The organism is Spirillospora sp. CA-128828, from assembly GCF_050945415.1.
GTDB lineage: Bacteria > Actinomycetota > Actinomycetes > Streptosporangiales > Streptosporangiaceae > Spirillospora.
Window position 1 is genome coordinate 6357962 of sequence record NZ_CP191986.1, and the last position, 14843, is coordinate 6372804.

Here is a 14843-nt window from a genome sequence, read left to right on the forward strand (position 1 = left end):
GGCGACGGAGGGCGCGTCCGTTCTCTCAGGCCGGGAGGTTCTTCTCGATGGCGGCGGCGACCTCGTCCGCCTCCGGCTCGGTCTGGGGCGCGAACCGCGCCGCGACCGTGCCGTCCGGGGCGATCAGGAACTTCTCGAAGTTCCACCGGATGTCGCCGGTGTGCCCCTCGGCGTCCGGCGTGCCGACGAGCCCCTGGTAGAGGGGGTGCCGGCCGTCGCCGTTGACCTCGATCTTCTCGGTCATCGGGAACGTGACGCCGTAGGTGGTGGAGCAGAACTCGGCGATCTCGCCGGCGGTGCCGGGCTCCTGGCCCATGAACTGGTTGCAGGGGACGCCGAGGACGGTGAAGCCCCGTCCGGCGTACGTCTCCTGCAGCCGCTCCAGGCCGGAGTACTGCGGGGTGAGGCCGCACTTGGAGGCGACGTTGACGACGAGCACGGTCTTGCCCCGGTACTGGGCGAGGTCTGCGGATCCGCCCCGCAGACCATCGATCTCTACGTCGAAGACAGACATGAGGCCGATCCTAGGAGATCACTCCCCCGGCCGGACCCGGCCTGCGCCGACGTGCCGCCGGTGCGGGCCGGAGAGCCCGCGCCGCCGGCGGCGTCTCACTTGCCCAAGGCGTTCACGAAGGCGGCGAGCTGGTTGCCCGCGTTGCCCAGCTGGTCGAAGGCGTTGTTGACCACTCCCGCCGCATCCGTAGGTGAGCTCAGCAAGTAGAAGATGACGAAGGCGATCGCCACATAGCGGAGGTTCTTCTTCATCCGTACGCCGTCCCTGGTTGTAGCGCGCGACACAATTGACCCGATCCAATTGTGCCCAGCCGCGTCTGCCCGCAAAGCGCGATTTTACTGTGACGCGCGCGCCACCGCTTGGTGGCGGGGCACGAAGAAGCCCCGCGCCGCCGGGGGCACGGGGCCAGGGACCCGCCTGTCAGCTCGGGATGGCGCTCATGAACTGCGACAACGACTCCGCGGCGTTGCCGAGCCCGCTGAGGGCGTTGTTGACGAGACTCGCCGCCCCCTCGGGCCTGCTGATGACGTACCACGCCACGAAGGCGATGGCGGCGATCTTCATATGCTTCTTGTTCACTTCAACCACCCTCTGCGGTCAACGGACTACAGAGAGTGATTACCCGAGGGCGGGAGAACGGAGATCAAGGGGGCGTAAAGAGCGAGTCAGGTCCCCTTGGCGTGCTCGCTGAGGTACTCGATGTAGAACGGCCGGAGCGCGTCCGCCATCTCGCCCTCCCCCGCGTGCGTGAACTCCTCCAGCAGCGACAGGCCGTGGAAGAGGTCGAACTCGGCCCGGCCGACCTCCCCCGTGGCCGCCGCGGCGGCGGGGATCGCGCGCAGCAGGTCCCAGAGGAAGCCGACGTCGCGCCGCTCCCTGGCGAGGTTCACCGCGCGGTCGTACAGCTCCTTGGACGTCAGGTCGTCCAGTTCCGCGCCCTCTGGCGTCACATCGGACATGGTCCGACTCTAATCGAGCGCCGGGACGGTCACTTCGTGATGACGTCCTGCGGGATCTCCTGGTCCTGCTTGAGCGCGTCGAAGAGCTTGGACGACTTGGACCTGTCCCACGTGATGTAGGAACCGGCGGCCGCCGAGCTGCCGGTGCCCCCGATGGGGACGGTGGTCGTCACGCCGCTCCCGCCGCTGACGTTCTTCATCGCCCACATCATCCGGACCAGGTCGTACAGGTGGTCGTCGTCGTCCACCAGGAAGTTGCTGGTCGCGTTCAGGGCCAGCGGGACGCTGCGGAACGGGTTGATCAGCGTCCCCGGGCTCGCCGCCTTCTTCATCAGCGCGCCGAAGAACTGCCGCTGGTGCTCAACTCGTTCGAGGTCGGCGCGGGCGAAGGCGCGGGTCCGGACGTAGCCGAGCGCCTGGCCGCCGTCGAGCGTCTGGCAGCCGGCCTTGAGCTTCAGCCCCGCCTTCGGGTCGTTGATGTTCTCCTTGACGCAGATGTCGACGCCGCCGACCGCGTCCACCACGCCCACGAAGCCGTTGAAGCCGATCTCGGCGTAGTGGTCGACGTGGACGCCGGTGGCCTTCTCGACCGTCTGGACGAGCAGCTTGGGGCCGCCGAAGGCGAACGCCGCGTTCAGCTTGTTCGACCCGTGCCCCGCGATCGGGACGTAGGAGTCGCGCGGAAGGCTGATGAGGGACGTCCCGCCGGACCCGTAGTGCAGCAGCATCATCGAGTCGGTGCGGCGGCCGGCGGCGAACCCGGTGCGGAGCCGCTTCTGGTCGGCCTTCGACAGCCCGGCGCGGCTGTCGGACCCGACGATCAGCCAGTTCGTCCCCGGGGTGTCGGCGACCCGGCCGGGATAGTCCACCAGGACCGACTCCCGCTTCAGCCGCGAGTCCAGGTAGAAGTAGCCGCCGACGATGACCAGCACGAGCACCACCACGAGGGCGCCGAGCACCCGCGGCCAGCGGCGCCGGCGACGCCGCCGGTGGGGGGCGACGCCGCCCGGGCCGCCTTCGTCGAACCGGCCGCCGGCGAGCTGGTCTCCGGCGTACGGGTCGTCGTACGGGTCCCCGTGGGTGTCCCGCCCGTAGGCGGCGTGCTGGTGCTCCGCGCGTGCGGAATGGTCTCTGCTGCGCGCCACGCGGCCGCCCTCCCTGTGTGTCCGGCCCTCTGGCCAGGCCTCGGTCATGCGTAGACACCATAGACAAACCCGACCGCCCGCCGCGTCCGTCCGCCGCATGATTGTCCACAGCCACAAATCACCGCGCTCTGTGACGAATGAAGCGGACACCGTCCCCCTAAAGGCGCACACTGCCCCTGGCCGGTAGTACGCGCGGAGGGTGGCGCATGGGTGCACGACGGCGTTTGTCGAGGCGGCTCGGGGTGCGCGGGGCGGCCCGGCGCCGCCGTCGCCACCGGGAGACACCCCCCGATCCGGGGCTGCCCGAGGTGATTCTCACCTGGCACGCGCGGGACAAGGAGCTCACCGAGACGGGCATGGCCACGATCGCGCGGCGGCTCCCGTCGATGATCGTCCAGGCTTCGGCGCTGGCGTGGCGGGCGAGCCGCGCCGACACGCTCGTGACGGTCTCGCTCAACATCGCCGCGGGGTTCTTCACCGCGTTCTGGCTGCTGGCCACGACCGGCGTGCTGACCGCGCTGTTCGGCGCCGCGCCGACGCCGTCCCGGGTCCGCGACGCGCTGCCGTCGCTCGCGCTGGTCGCGGGCGCGGTGGCGCTGCGCGCCGGGCTGCAGGCGGGCGCCGGCTGGGCGCAGGCGCGGCTGGAGCCGCAGGTCGAGCGGCTGGTCGAGCTGCGCCTGTACGAGGCGACGACCGCGGTGGACATGACCGCGCTGGACGACTCGGACTTCCTGGACGATCTGAAGCGCGCGCAGGGGCGGGGCATGATGTCGGCGCCCCTGGTCGTCCAGCACGCCGTGGACGTCCTCACCGGCCTCATCGGCATGGTCGCGGCCGCGGGGACCCTCGGCGTGCTGCATCCGCTGCTGCTGCTGCCGCTGCTGCTCCTCACCGCCGTGCCGGAGGGCTGGGCGTCGGTCCGCAGCGCGCGGATGCGGTACCTGATGATGCTGTCGCTGATCGGGGTGACGCGCCGCAAGTGGATCCTGTCCGACCTGATGGTGGACCGGCGGCACGCCGCCGAGGTGCGCTCGTTCACGATGCGGGGGTTCCTGCTGGACCAGTACGACCGGTCCGCCTCCTACCAGCGCGGCGTCGAGCTGGACGTCGCCCGCCGGCAGACGGTCGTGAAGATCACCGGCGACATGCTGAAGGGCGTGGCGACGGCGCTGGTCTACGTCGCGCTGGGCGTCATGCTGTGGAAGGGGGCCGTGCCGCTGGCGGTCGCGGGCACGGCGGTGCTGGCCATACGGTCGGGCCAGACGTCCCTGGTCAACCTCGTGTTCGCCGTCAACCGGTGTTATGAGGAGGGGCTGTACTTCGGCGACTACGTGGCGTTCTGCGCCGCCGCCGAGGAGCGGATCCCGCGCCGCGCCCTGCCGGCGGCCGCCGCGGAGAGCCGCGAGCGGCTCCCGGACGACTTCGCGTGCATCCGCGTCCGGGACGTCACGTTCACCTACCCGGAAGCGAAGACCCCGTCCCTCAGGGGCGTCTCGCTGAGCCTGCGGAAGGGCGAGGTGGTGGCGCTCGTCGGCGAGAACGGCTCCGGCAAGACGACCCTCGCCAAGATCATGGCGGGCCTGTACGACCCGGACGCCGGCGAGGTGCGCTGGGACGAGGTGCCGCTGGCGAAGGTGGACCCGCAGGACGTGTGGGAGCGCATCGCCGTCATCGCGCAGGAGTACACGCACTGGCCGATGACGGCGCGGCAGAACATCACCATGGGCCGCGGGCGCGAACACGCGGACGGTGACGACGAGGACCCCGCGATGCTCGGCGCCGCCCGCGCCTCGGGGGCCGACGAGGTCGTCGAGGACCTCGCCCACAAGTACGGGACGCTGCTGGACCGCCGCTTCAAGGGCGGCGCCGAACTGTCCGGAGGGCAGTGGCAGCGGCTCGCCGTGGCCCGCGGCTTCTTCCGCGACGCGCCGCTGCTGATCTGCGACGAGCCCACCGCCGCCCTCGACGCCCGCGCCGAGCACCAGCTGTTCGAGCGGATCCGCACGCACGCCGACGGCCGGACCGTCCTGCTGATCACGCACCGGCTCGCCAGCGTCCGCTACGCCGACCGGATCTACGTGCTGGAGCACGGCGAGGTGACCGAGGAGGGCGACCACGCCTCGCTGATGGCGCGCGACGGCCTCTACGCCGACCTGTACTCGCTGCAGGCGGCGGCGTACGGCGCCCAGGACCCGGCGGTGGACCACGCGGTGGACCCGCGCGCCCAGGCGGGCTAGATGTAGGCGCCGAAGCCGATTGACCTCTCGGGCGGCGGGGCGTCCGGCAGGTCCTCGGGGCGCAGCAGCCGCACCTCGGCGGGCTCGATGTCGCCGCCCGAGGTGATGCGCAGCGCCTGCCGGGAGATCGCCGCCTCCAGCAGGTTGCGGACGAGCCGGGCGTTGCCGAACGAGGCGTCCCGCCGGTGCGCCCCGACCAGCCGGCGCAGCGCGTCCAGGACCCCGTCGGCCAGCGTGAACCCGGCCTCCGCCGCCATGTGCTCGAAGATCGTGACGAGCTCGGCGTCGGTGTAGTCGGGGAAGCGCAGCACCTTCGGGAACCGGGCCCGCAGCCCCGGGTTGGCCTTGAGGAACTGCTCCATCTCGGCGTCGTAGCCCGCGACGATGACCACGAGGTCACCCCGGTGCTCCTCCATCAGCCGCAGCAGTTCGGCGATCGCCTCGTGGCCGAAGTCGTGCCGGTCCCCGCTCCCGGTCGCCAACGCGTACGCCTCGTCCAGGAAGAGCACGCCGCCGAGCGCCCGCTCGACCACGCCCCGGACCCGGGGCGCGGTCTGGCCGACGAACTCGGCGACGAGATCGGCACGGCTCACCTCCACCAGATGGCCGGACGACAGCAGCCCGAGCCGCGCGTACACGGCGGCGATCAGCCGGGCGATCGTCGTCTTGGCCGTGCCGGGGTTGCCCATGAAGACCATGTGCCGCGCCGGGGCGGCGGGGACGATGTCGGCGTCGCGCCGCAGCCCCTCGGCACGGGCCTCGGCGACGAGCGTCGCCACCTCCCGCTTGATCTCGGCCAGGCCGATCAGCCGGTCGATCTCGGCGAGCGGGTCGCCCGGCACGTCGCCGGCGCCCGCGCCGCGGGTGAGCGTGTCGGGGACGTCCACCAGCAGGATCTCGTCCAGCGACTCGTCCTCGTCGACGACCCCGTCGGCGAGGACGCGGCGGCCCTGCATCGCCACCGCGCGGTCCAGCAGGGCGATCATCGCGCGGGCGTTGCCGGAGCCCTGCTCGCGCGGCGCGGCCTGGGCGAGGGAGCGGACCTTGTCCAGCACCCCGGGGGCCAGCGCGAATCCGGCGTCCTCGGCCTTGCCCGCGAAGACCTCCGCCATCTCGTCCGGGCTGAGGTCCGGGAACCGGACGGTGCGCGGGAAGTACGCGGCCAGGTCGGGATGCGACTTCAGCAGCCCGTTCAGCTCCGCCTCCGGTCCGGTCAGCACGACGACGAGGTCCTCGGTGTGCGCCTGGACGGTGCCCAGCAGCACGTCCAGCGCCTCGCGCCCGCGCACCGCGTCCGACGCCGCCGACACCAGTGTGTGCGCGTCACGGATCACCAGGACGCCGCCGTACGCCTGCTCGACGGTCCTGCGGACGCGCTGGACGCTGTCCCCCGCGAAGTCGCCGAGCAGGTCCGCGCGCTCGGCCTCGACCAGGTGCCCGGACGACAGCACCCCGAGGTCGGCGTAGATCCGGCCGATGATGCCGGCGACGCTGCTCTTGCCGGTCCCGGGGCCGCCCGCGAACACCAGGTGGCGGGGCCGCCAGGTGGCCGGCATGCCGGCGTCGCGGCGCAGCCGCACCGCCTTCGCCTCGGCGACGAGGGCCTCGACCTCGCGCTTCACCGGCTCGATGCCGGCGCAGGCGGCCAGCTCGGCGAGCGGGTCGGCCTCGGCGGGACGGCCCGCGATGAGCCGCTGCGGCAGGTCCGCGGCGGTGACCTCCAGGGACCTCCCGGCGCCGTCGGCCTCCCGGCCGCGCCGGTCCGCCGCGGCGACGGCCTGGCCGGCCATGTGCTCCACCAGCCGGGCGCCGCGCAGGTTCAGCAGCGGCGGGGTGCGCCGCAGCATGCCCGCGGCGGTCGCCGCGACCTCGGCGGCGGCGTGCGCGCCGCGCCGCGCGACGGCGAGGGTGAACAGCTCGGCGAAGTCGTCCTCGGCGAAGTCCCGGGTGCGGGCGACGTCGAACGCCCGGACGAGCGCCGGGTTGGCGTCGAACAGCCGCCGGTCGCCGCCGGGGCGGCACAGCGCGACGACGTTCAGGGCGGGCGAGCGCGCCATCAGCCGCCGCAGCTCCTCGGCGGCGGCGGCACCGCACCGCTCGTGGGCGGCGAGCTTCTCCAGGTCGTCCACGACGAGGAGCATCCGCCCCTCCTGGCAGTCCCGGACGCGGGCCTGAAGCCACAGGACGGCGTCGCTCACGCCGAGCGACGCGAAGACCTGGTCGGAGATCCACAGTGCCTCGCGGACGGCGCCGCGCTCGGCGAGCATGCCCTCGGCCAGTTCGGCGGCGGTGCCCTTCCCGGTGCCCTCCGGGCCGGCGATGAGCAGCCGGACGGGCCGTTCGCCGGCCAGCCGCGCGGCCACCGCGTCGCGCAGCGCCCGGGACAGCTCCGGCTGCCCGACGAGTGCCGGTCCGGCGGCCTCCGCGGGCTCGGGCCGGCCGGTCCCGGCGCCCTCCTCGCTCTTCCCGGCGCCGAACGTCAGGGTGTTGAAGACCCGGCGGACGGTGAACAGGCGCCGCAGGTCGGCCTGGAAGGGGCGCACCGGCACCCGGCAGCGCGGGCTGACCGGCGCGTCCGGCAGGCCTTGCACGGCGCCGGTGATGCGCACGGCCATGTCCAGCCACGCGCGGGACGCGTCCGCCTCCCCGGCGACCAGGCCCCGGGCCAGCCAGGCGCGCACCTCGAACTGCCATGCCTCGGCGGAGAAGCCCTCGCGCGCGGCGCGGAACCGCTCCTCCACGTTCTCGTAGCGCGCCGTGCCGAGCACGACCGCCAGCTCGGCCGGGACGACCGGGGCCTCGGCCGCCAGCAGCAGCCTGGCCAGCGACACGTCCGGCTCGTCCCCGTCGTCGACGGCCCCGGCCAGCCGCTCGTGCGCGGTGTCCAGGCCCGCGCAGGCCCAGCCCAGATAGGCCACCGGCCCGCCCAGCTCGGGCAGGACGGCCAGTTCCTCGTCGGTCAGGCCGGAGACCCAGGCGTCCTCCAGCCGGCGGTTGGGGACGGTCATGTCCATCTCGCGCAGCGCCGGGTCGGCGGCGCGCCGGTCGAACAGGTCCATCAGCGTCCGCCGGCGCCGCTCGATCGGTTCCAGGCCCTCGAAGACGTCCAGCCCGGCCCGCGCCAGCTCGAACATCACGGCGCGGCGCTCCCGGTCGTCCCCGGCGGGCTCGGGCAGCCACAGGCCCGGCGGGCGCCACCGCCCGCCCTGGGTGAACCACGCCACCGGGTCGTGGACGGCCGACTCGGGCGTCGCGAGGAAGTCCGACAGCAGTTCGTAGTCCACGTCCCCCCGCGACCCGCCGCGGACCGCGGAGGCGCCCAGCAGGAAGGTCAGCAGCGACCACTGCTCCGCGCCCGCCGCGCTGGTGCCGCTCCCGTAGAAGTCGCTGAGCTGCCGCGTCAGCACGACGGCGCGCTGGTCGGTGTTGTAGGCGACCGCGCGCTCGCGCATCTCCTCGTACAGGCCGTCGGGCACCCGCCAGGGCCCGTGCGCGTACACGTCGAGGACGGGCTCCTCGGTGAGCAGCACTTCGAGATGGTCCGGCAGCCGGGGGGAACTCACCTGTGGTCGTCTCCTACACAGCGGATCGGGGCATTCACATCCCCCAGCACCCTACGACCCGGCACGATCACGCACACCCCTGTTGCGCGCCGGGTTGGCAGGCGGCCCGCCGTCGGCGATAGTTGTCACACGGAAAATATCCGCCGGACGACGACCCTCCGGCGCATGCCGCACCACAGGAGGGGAACCCCCCGTGCCACCTTTGGAAGTCACCACACGGCCGGACGGCGGGCGCGCCGTCGTCCGGCTGTGCGGAGAACTCGATATCGCCTCCGCGGACGACCTGCGCAGGCATCTGAACGAGGCCCGCCGCGAACACGGCGAGCGCCTCGTCCTGGACATGACGGAACTGGCGTTCATGGACTCGGGCGGGCTCTCGGTGATCGTCGCCTGCTACAAGGCGACGACCGCGGCGGGCGGCAGCCTCGTCCTCGCGGGGCCCCTCCCCATCGTCCGCCGCACGCTGGAGATCACCGGCCTGCACCGCCGCATCCCGGTACTGGACACCCTGGAGGAGGCGCTGGCGGCCGAGCCCGACCCGGCCTAGAGGGGCAGGGGCGTCGGGCGCTTGGGCCCCCGCCCGTCGCCGGAGGACCGGCCGGTGGCCCGGCGGCCTATCCACGGGAGGAGGTAGGTGCGGGCCCAGTGGACGTCCTCGCGGCGCATGGTGAGCCAGTCGGCGCGGTCCAGCGGCGGCCACGGCTCGCGCCAGTCCCCCTTGACCGGGACGCCGACGGCCTCGGCGACGAGGAGGGCCATGCGCCGGTGCCCTTCGGGCGACAGGTGCAGGCGGTCCTCGTACCAGGCGCGCGGGTCGTGGAAGACCCGCAGCGACCACAGGTCGACGACGGTGCAGCCGCGGCGGTCGGCGATCGCGCGCAGGTGCATGTTGTAGGTCGCGGCCCTGCCCCGGATGCGGCCGCCGCTGCGCAGCCCGCGCGGGTCGAACCCGGTGAAGATCACGACGCGGGAGCCGGTGCCGCGCAGCCGGCGGACCGCGTCGTCGAAGACGACCGCGGCGGCGTCCGGGTCGGCGCCGGGGCGGATCATGTCGTTGCCGCCGGCGCAGAGCGTCACCAGGTCGGGGGCGAGATCGACGGCCACCGGCACCTGGTCGTCCACGATCTGGCGGACGAGCTTGCCGCGGACGGCGAGGTTGGCGTACTGCAGGCCGGGGCTCAGCTCGGCGAGGTGCTCGGCGAGCCGGTCCGCCCAGCCGCGGAAGACGTCGTCCTCGCCGGGATAGGGGTCGTTCAGGCCCTCGGTGAAGCTGTCGCCGATGGCCACGTACGTCCGGATCTGCTCCATTTCGCTCATCGCAACCCCCAGCACGGATTCATGGTCGATCACGAAGATCAATCATGCATCGTACACACGACCTACGCGACCGTAGCCCGGCCGGATGTGGGCGACGCGACACGCCGATCCGGGCCGGACGGTGCCGCTCGCGGCTACGTCCAGCTCGGGGAGGTGGAGCCGAGCTGGCCGCCCGGGGCGCCGGGCGGCCCCGCGGGAGCGGCGGGCGCGCCGCCGGCGTGCACCGTCATCGCGTGCTTCACGAGCGTGATCAGCACCTGCTTGGTGGACTCGCGGCTCCGCGCGTCGCACTGCACGATGGGCACGTGCGCGCTGATCGACAGCGCGTCGCGGATGTCCTCGACGGCGTACTGGAACTCGCCGTGGAACCCGTTGACGCCCACCACGAACGGCAGGCCGAGTTCCTCGAAGTAGTCCACCGCGGCGAAGCAGTCCTCCAGCCGGCGGGTGTCGACGAGCACGACGGCGCCGATCGCGCCGCGGACCAGGTCGTCCCACATGAACCAGAAGCGGTGCTGCCCGGGCGTGCCGAACAGGTAGAGGATCAGCTCACTGTCCAGCGACACGCGTCCGAAGTCCATCGCGACCGTGGTGGTCGTCTTGTCCGGGACGGCCGACAGGTCGTCCACGTCGGCGCTGGCCGCGGTCATCACCGCCTCGGTGGTGAGCGGCATGATCTCCGACACCGAGCCGACGAACGTGGTCTTGCCGACGCCGAAGCCGCCGCCGACGACGATCTTGACCGAGGTCAGCTCGGCCTCCCCGCCGTGCGGCCCCGGGACCTGGTCAGAGCTTCCGAAGGCCACTGAGCACCCTTTCTAGCAAGCGGAGGTCCGGCTGTCCGCCGGCGGTGGTGGGGGGCTGCGACTGGTGCAGCCGCAGCAGCCCCTCGACGGCCATGTCGGCGACGAGCACCCGCGCCACCCCGAGCGGCAGGCGCAGCAGCGCGGACACCTCGGCGACCGAGCGGGCCGACCGGCACAGGTCCATGATCGCCCGGTACTCCGGGGTCAGCACGGCCACGTCCCGCGGCGGGTAGGGCGCCGCGGTGACCAGGGCCTCGATGGCCAGGTCGTAGCGCGGCTTCGTCCGCCCGCCGGTCACCGCGTAGGGGCGCACCAGCGAGCTGGAGTCGCCCTCGTCGCGGGCGGCGGGCCGCCCCTGCACCGGGCCTCGTCCCTGGTCACCCGGCCAGCGGCCGGGCCCGCCCGGACCGCCGGGTCCTCCGGGACCCCCGCCGAAGGGACTGCCTCGATCCATGTCGCCGACCTCCGTCAGTCATTCACGGTCAATAGCGGGCGGGCCCGGCGCCCAGCTCGGTCACGGAAGGCCCCGCATGGGGCGGCTGCTGATCCTGGGCGCGCAGCGCGGGGGTCAGCACCCGGCCCACCCGCTCCACCAGCAACGTCATCTCGTACGCGACCAGCCCGAGATCACAGTCGGGCGCCGCCAGCACCGCGAACACCGACCCGTTCGTGATGGACATGACGAACAGCAGCCCGCGGTCCATCTCCACGACGGTCTGGTTCACCCCGCCGGCGTCGAAGATCTTCGCAGCCCCCTGGGTCAGGCTCATCAGCCCCGAGGCGATCGCCGAAAGCTGGTCCGCCCGCTCCGGCGGGAAGCCCGACGAGTACGCCATCGGCAATCCGTCCGAGGAGACCACGACGGCGTGCGCGACCTTCGCGACACGGTCCGCGAAGTTCGTCACCAACCAGTTGAGATCCTGCCCGCTCACCGGGTGCCTCCTGTCTCGCCGTCACCCTGTGACGGCACCTCACCTGAAGTGCCTCCGCCGCGAGCCTCGTTGCGTCCGCGGTGGACACCGCGCTGCAGGCTCGCGAAGCGGTTGCGTACGACGTCGGCCGACTGGCCGTGACCCTGCTGACCCTGCTGACCCTGCACCTGCTGACCCTGCTGACTCTGCATCTGCTGACCTTGCACAGCCTGCCCTTGGGCGGCCCCACCTGGCAACGGGACCCCCGGCGGAGCCTGGGGCGCGTCCTGCGCCGCCCGGCCCACCGCCCCGGGAATGCGGTTCTTGCCGGGCACCCGCTTCGGCAGCCCGACGCTGGTCCGGGACGCCGCCACGGGCTCGCGGACGGCCTCGGCGGCGCGGAAGCCCGCGTCGGCCGGGGACTCCCAGCCCTTCCCCGGGTCCTCGCCGGACGCCCCGCCCGACCTGCGCTGGAACCACTCCGACTGCATCGCGTCGAAGATGGGCGAGCGCTCGGGCATCCGCCTCGGCGCCGCCGGTTCCGGAGCCCGCACGACCGGTTCGGGGACGGGGCTCTCCGGCGGGTTGGGAGCGGACATGGCGGGGGGTCCGTCGGCGTAGGGGCCGGACGGCCCCACACCCGGGTTCGCGACCTGCTCCAGCGGCCCGGTCTCCCACGGGATGTGCCGGCCGCCGCCGGGCTCGGGCATGATCGGCTGCGCCTCCGGGACGACGGACTGCGGCCCGGTCTGGCCACCGCCGGTCCGGTAGACGCCGTTGGTCCCGGGCCGTCCGGCGGCGCCGTCCCGCGGGCGGTCCTCGTGCGGACGCTCCTCGCGCGGCTGGAACAGGCCGTTCGGCGGGTCGTTCGACGTACGTCCCGGCAGATGCGCGCCGGGCTCGCGAACGGGCAGCTCGCCCGGCCGGCGCGTCGACCGCGGGTCGCCGGGCCGGTAGGAGTCGCCCGGCTGGTACGGGTCCTCCGCCGCGGGACGGCGGTCCCGGGGCGGGCGGCGGTCGATGGGCGGGACCGCCTGCTGCGGGCCGGTGGCCGGGTACACGGGGTGCCCGCCGGTGCCGGCGGAGGGGATGGGGCCCGTCTCGCCGAGGGCGGGCTGCGGGCCGGTGGCGCCCCGGACGGGCCGGAGCGGGCCGGTGCCGCCGACCATGGGGTTCGAGCCGGTACCGCCCGCGACCGGGGCGCCGGGCGGGGCGCCCATCGGCTGCCCCGCGGGGCCGTACTCGTCCGGTCGGAAGGCGCCGCCGGGAGCGGGCGGCTCGACCGCGCTGGTGAGCGCGGCGAGCTGGCCCTGCGAGCCGAGGTCGCGGGGGCCGAGGCCGCGGGCGCCGATGCCGCCGGTCTCGCCGGGCGTCACCACCACGTCGGGCAGCACCACGAACGCGGTGAGCCCGCCGCCCTGCGCGGCCCGCAGCTCCACGCGGACGCCGTGCCGGACGGCCAGCCGGCCGACCACGAACAGACCCATCCGGCGGGCCGCGGAGAAGTCGATGACGGGCGGGTTGGCCAGCCGCCAGTTGGCCTGCTCCAGCTCCTCCGGCGACATGCCGACGCCGTTGTCGGTGATCTGCAGCATGGCGCCGCCGCCGCTCAGCATCTGCCCGGAGACCGTCACCTTGGTGTTCTCGGAGGAGAAGACCGTGGCGTTCTCCACCAGCTCGGCCAGCAGGTGGACGAGGTCGTTGACGACCGGTCCCGCGACCGTCATGTCGCCTTGAACCCGCAGCGCGACCCGTTCGTACTGCTCAACCTCCGACAACGACGCCCGGACGACGTCGATCAGCGGGACGGCCTGGTTCCACCGGCGCACCTGCTCCTGCCCGCCGAGGACGAGGAGGTTCTCACAGTTGCGACGCATGCGGGTGGCCAGGTGGTCCAGCCGGAACAGGTTGCCGAGCTGCTCCTCGTCGCGCTCGCTCTGCTCCAGCTCCTCGATCAGCCGCAGCTGGCGCTCGATGAGGGACTGGCTGCGGCGGGAGAGGTTGACGAACATCGCGTTGATGTTGCCGCGCAGGACGGCCTCGTCGGCCGCCAGCCGGACCGCCTCCCGGTGGACCTCGTCGAACGCCCGGGCGACCTGGCCGATCTCGTCGGTGGAGTCGATCTCGATCGGCTCGACCTCGATGCCGTCGGCGGCGGCCTCCGGGTCGCGGAGCCGGTCGACCAGGCCGGGCAGCCGGGTGCTGGCGACGTCGAGCGCGCCGGACTGCAGCCGGCGCAGCGGCCGCACCAGCGAGCGGGCCATGACGATCAGGGTCGCCAGCACGATCGCGAGGACGAGGAACAGCAGCACGCCGTCCCGGATCGCGGCCGTCTGCGCGTCGGTCCGGGCGTCGTCCGCCGAGGCGGCGAGGTCGGCGGCGATGCTCTTCTCGACCGTACGCAGCCTGTCGACCCGCACGCTGGAGTCGGCCGTCCAGGACCGGGCGGTGCGGGCGCCGAGCCTGACCTTCAGCTGCGGGGAGGCGTCGGCGACGGCGAGCGTCTGGAGCCGGGTGACCTCCGCGCGGTCCAGCTCGGGGCCGGTGACGGTGTCCTCGAACAGCCGCAGCTGGGCCGGCGTCGCCGAGCTGCGGAACGCGGTGATGCTGGTGTTCATGTCCGCGCGGGCGTCGTCGACCGCGGCGCGGTCGAGCGGCTCGAACCGGCCCTCCCAGAGCGCCGCCGAGAGGAGGGCCCGCTCGCGGGACGCGGCGTCCTTGGCGTTCGCGAGGTCGGCCAGCGCCAGCGCGCTCTGCGCGAGCTCGGCCGTCGGGGCGTCCTGGGAGACCAGGACGTGGAAGGAGGTGAAGTCGTCGACGAACTCGGTGTACTTGTCGATGACCACTCCGGGCGCGAGGCGCGCGGCGGCCGTGCGCAGCGCGGGCAGGTCGTCCACCCGGTTGAGGACGTTGCCGACCGCCAGCCGCAGGCCGGGCGAGTACGCCTTGACGTCCGCGGCGGCGGCCCGCACCTTGCGCGCGTCGGCGTCCACCGATTCCTGGCGCGCGGCGATCGTCTCGGGAGTGACGGCGCGCGAACCTCCCGCGGCCCGTTCCGCCATCACGTCGCGCTCGGCTTCCACATCGTGCGCGAGTGCGGTCAGCTGATTACCTAGCGTAGCCACCTGGCCCGTCCGGTTATAGGCCTCGGCGTTGTCCATCGACACCGAAACCCGGTAACCCGCAAGGAGTGCGGCCACGATCGTGGGCACCGCGATGAGGGCGAACAGGCGCGTGCGCACGCGCCAGTTGCGCAGCTTGTACCTGCCGCCCTGGGAGCCTCGCTTGGGGGCGTCGTCCCTGGCAGACGGGCCTGGCTGGGGGGACTGCGGGGCCATCTCGGCCCCTTCGGCTTTCCGCACTGCCCTCCGCTACCTCTCAATGGGGTGGA

The 14843-nt window shown here is 73.3% G+C and carries 13 protein-coding genes; 2 read left to right on the forward strand and 11 right to left on the reverse strand.

Going from position 1 to position 14843, the window contains the following annotated elements:
* Positions 1-25 precede the first annotated feature (25 nt).
* The 5 genes from ACQPXG_RS30685 to ACQPXG_RS30705 all read right to left on the reverse strand — a co-directional run bounded on the left by ACQPXG_RS30685 (position 26) and on the right by ACQPXG_RS30705 (position 2618).
* Positions 26-514, reverse strand: coding sequence for a glutathione peroxidase (locus ACQPXG_RS30685; protein WP_433462615.1), 489 nt, complete (start codon positions 512-514; stop codon positions 26-28).
* 95 nt (positions 515-609) lie between these two features.
* Positions 610-765 carry a hypothetical protein gene (locus ACQPXG_RS30690; RefSeq protein ID WP_433462616.1) on the reverse strand — a complete coding sequence of 52 codons (156 nt, stop codon included), beginning with the start codon at positions 763-765 and terminating at the stop codon, positions 610-612.
* 169 nt (positions 766-934) lie between these two features.
* Positions 935-1093, reverse strand: coding sequence for a hypothetical protein (locus ACQPXG_RS30695; RefSeq protein ID WP_433462617.1), 159 nt, complete (start codon positions 1091-1093; stop codon positions 935-937).
* Positions 1094-1179: 86 nt separating this feature from the next.
* Positions 1180-1473 carry a hypothetical protein gene (locus tag ACQPXG_RS30700; protein WP_433462618.1) on the reverse strand — a complete coding sequence of 98 codons (294 nt, stop codon included), beginning with the start codon at positions 1471-1473 and terminating at the stop codon, positions 1180-1182.
* A gap of 29 nt (positions 1474-1502) precedes the next feature.
* On the reverse strand, positions 1503-2618 hold the full coding sequence (locus tag ACQPXG_RS30705; RefSeq protein ID WP_433462619.1) for an LCP family protein: 1116 nt from the start codon (positions 2616-2618) through the stop codon (positions 1503-1505).
* Between the two features lie 206 nt (positions 2619-2824).
* Between ACQPXG_RS30705 and ACQPXG_RS30710 the strand changes: the two genes are divergently transcribed.
* Positions 2825-4855: an ABC transporter ATP-binding protein gene (locus ACQPXG_RS30710; protein WP_433462620.1), complete on the forward strand. Its 2031-nt coding sequence runs from the start codon at positions 2825-2827 to the stop codon at positions 4853-4855.
* Here the strand turns inward: ACQPXG_RS30710 and ACQPXG_RS30715 are convergent.
* Entirely contained in the window at positions 4852-8418 is a 3567-nt protein-coding gene (locus ACQPXG_RS30715; protein ID WP_433462621.1) for an AAA family ATPase, read from the reverse strand. The genes ACQPXG_RS30710 and ACQPXG_RS30715 overlap by 4 nt on opposite strands.
* A gap of 193 nt (positions 8419-8611) precedes the next feature.
* Between ACQPXG_RS30715 and ACQPXG_RS30720 the strand changes: the two genes are divergently transcribed.
* On the forward strand, positions 8612-8965 hold the full coding sequence (locus ACQPXG_RS30720) for an STAS domain-containing protein (RefSeq protein ID WP_433462622.1): 354 nt from the start codon (positions 8612-8614) through the stop codon (positions 8963-8965).
* Here the strand turns inward: ACQPXG_RS30720 and ACQPXG_RS30725 are convergent.
* The 5 genes from ACQPXG_RS30725 to ACQPXG_RS30745 all read right to left on the reverse strand — a co-directional run bounded on the left by ACQPXG_RS30725 (position 8962) and on the right by ACQPXG_RS30745 (position 14790).
* Complete coding sequence (locus ACQPXG_RS30725; protein ID WP_433462623.1) at positions 8962-9735, reverse strand: SGNH/GDSL hydrolase family protein; 774 nt, start codon at positions 9733-9735, stop codon at positions 8962-8964. The two genes, ACQPXG_RS30720 and ACQPXG_RS30725, sit on opposite strands and share 4 nt — an antisense overlap.
* 134 nt (positions 9736-9869) lie before the next feature.
* On the reverse strand, positions 9870-10487 hold the full coding sequence (locus tag ACQPXG_RS30730; RefSeq protein ID WP_433470077.1) for a GTP-binding protein: 618 nt from the start codon (positions 10485-10487) through the stop codon (positions 9870-9872).
* 34 nt (positions 10488-10521) lie between these two features.
* On the reverse strand, positions 10522-10995 hold the full coding sequence (locus ACQPXG_RS30735) for a DUF742 domain-containing protein (protein ID WP_433462624.1): 474 nt from the start codon (positions 10993-10995) through the stop codon (positions 10522-10524).
* A gap of 28 nt (positions 10996-11023) precedes the next feature.
* Positions 11024-11473: a roadblock/LC7 domain-containing protein gene (locus ACQPXG_RS30740; RefSeq protein WP_433462625.1), complete on the reverse strand. Its 450-nt coding sequence runs from the start codon at positions 11471-11473 to the stop codon at positions 11024-11026.
* Positions 11470-14790 carry a nitrate- and nitrite sensing domain-containing protein gene (locus ACQPXG_RS30745; RefSeq protein ID WP_433462626.1) on the reverse strand — a complete coding sequence of 1107 codons (3321 nt, stop codon included), beginning with the start codon at positions 14788-14790 and terminating at the stop codon, positions 11470-11472. The genes ACQPXG_RS30740 and ACQPXG_RS30745 overlap by 4 nt, the downstream gene beginning before the upstream one ends.
* Positions 14791-14843 lie beyond the last annotated feature (53 nt).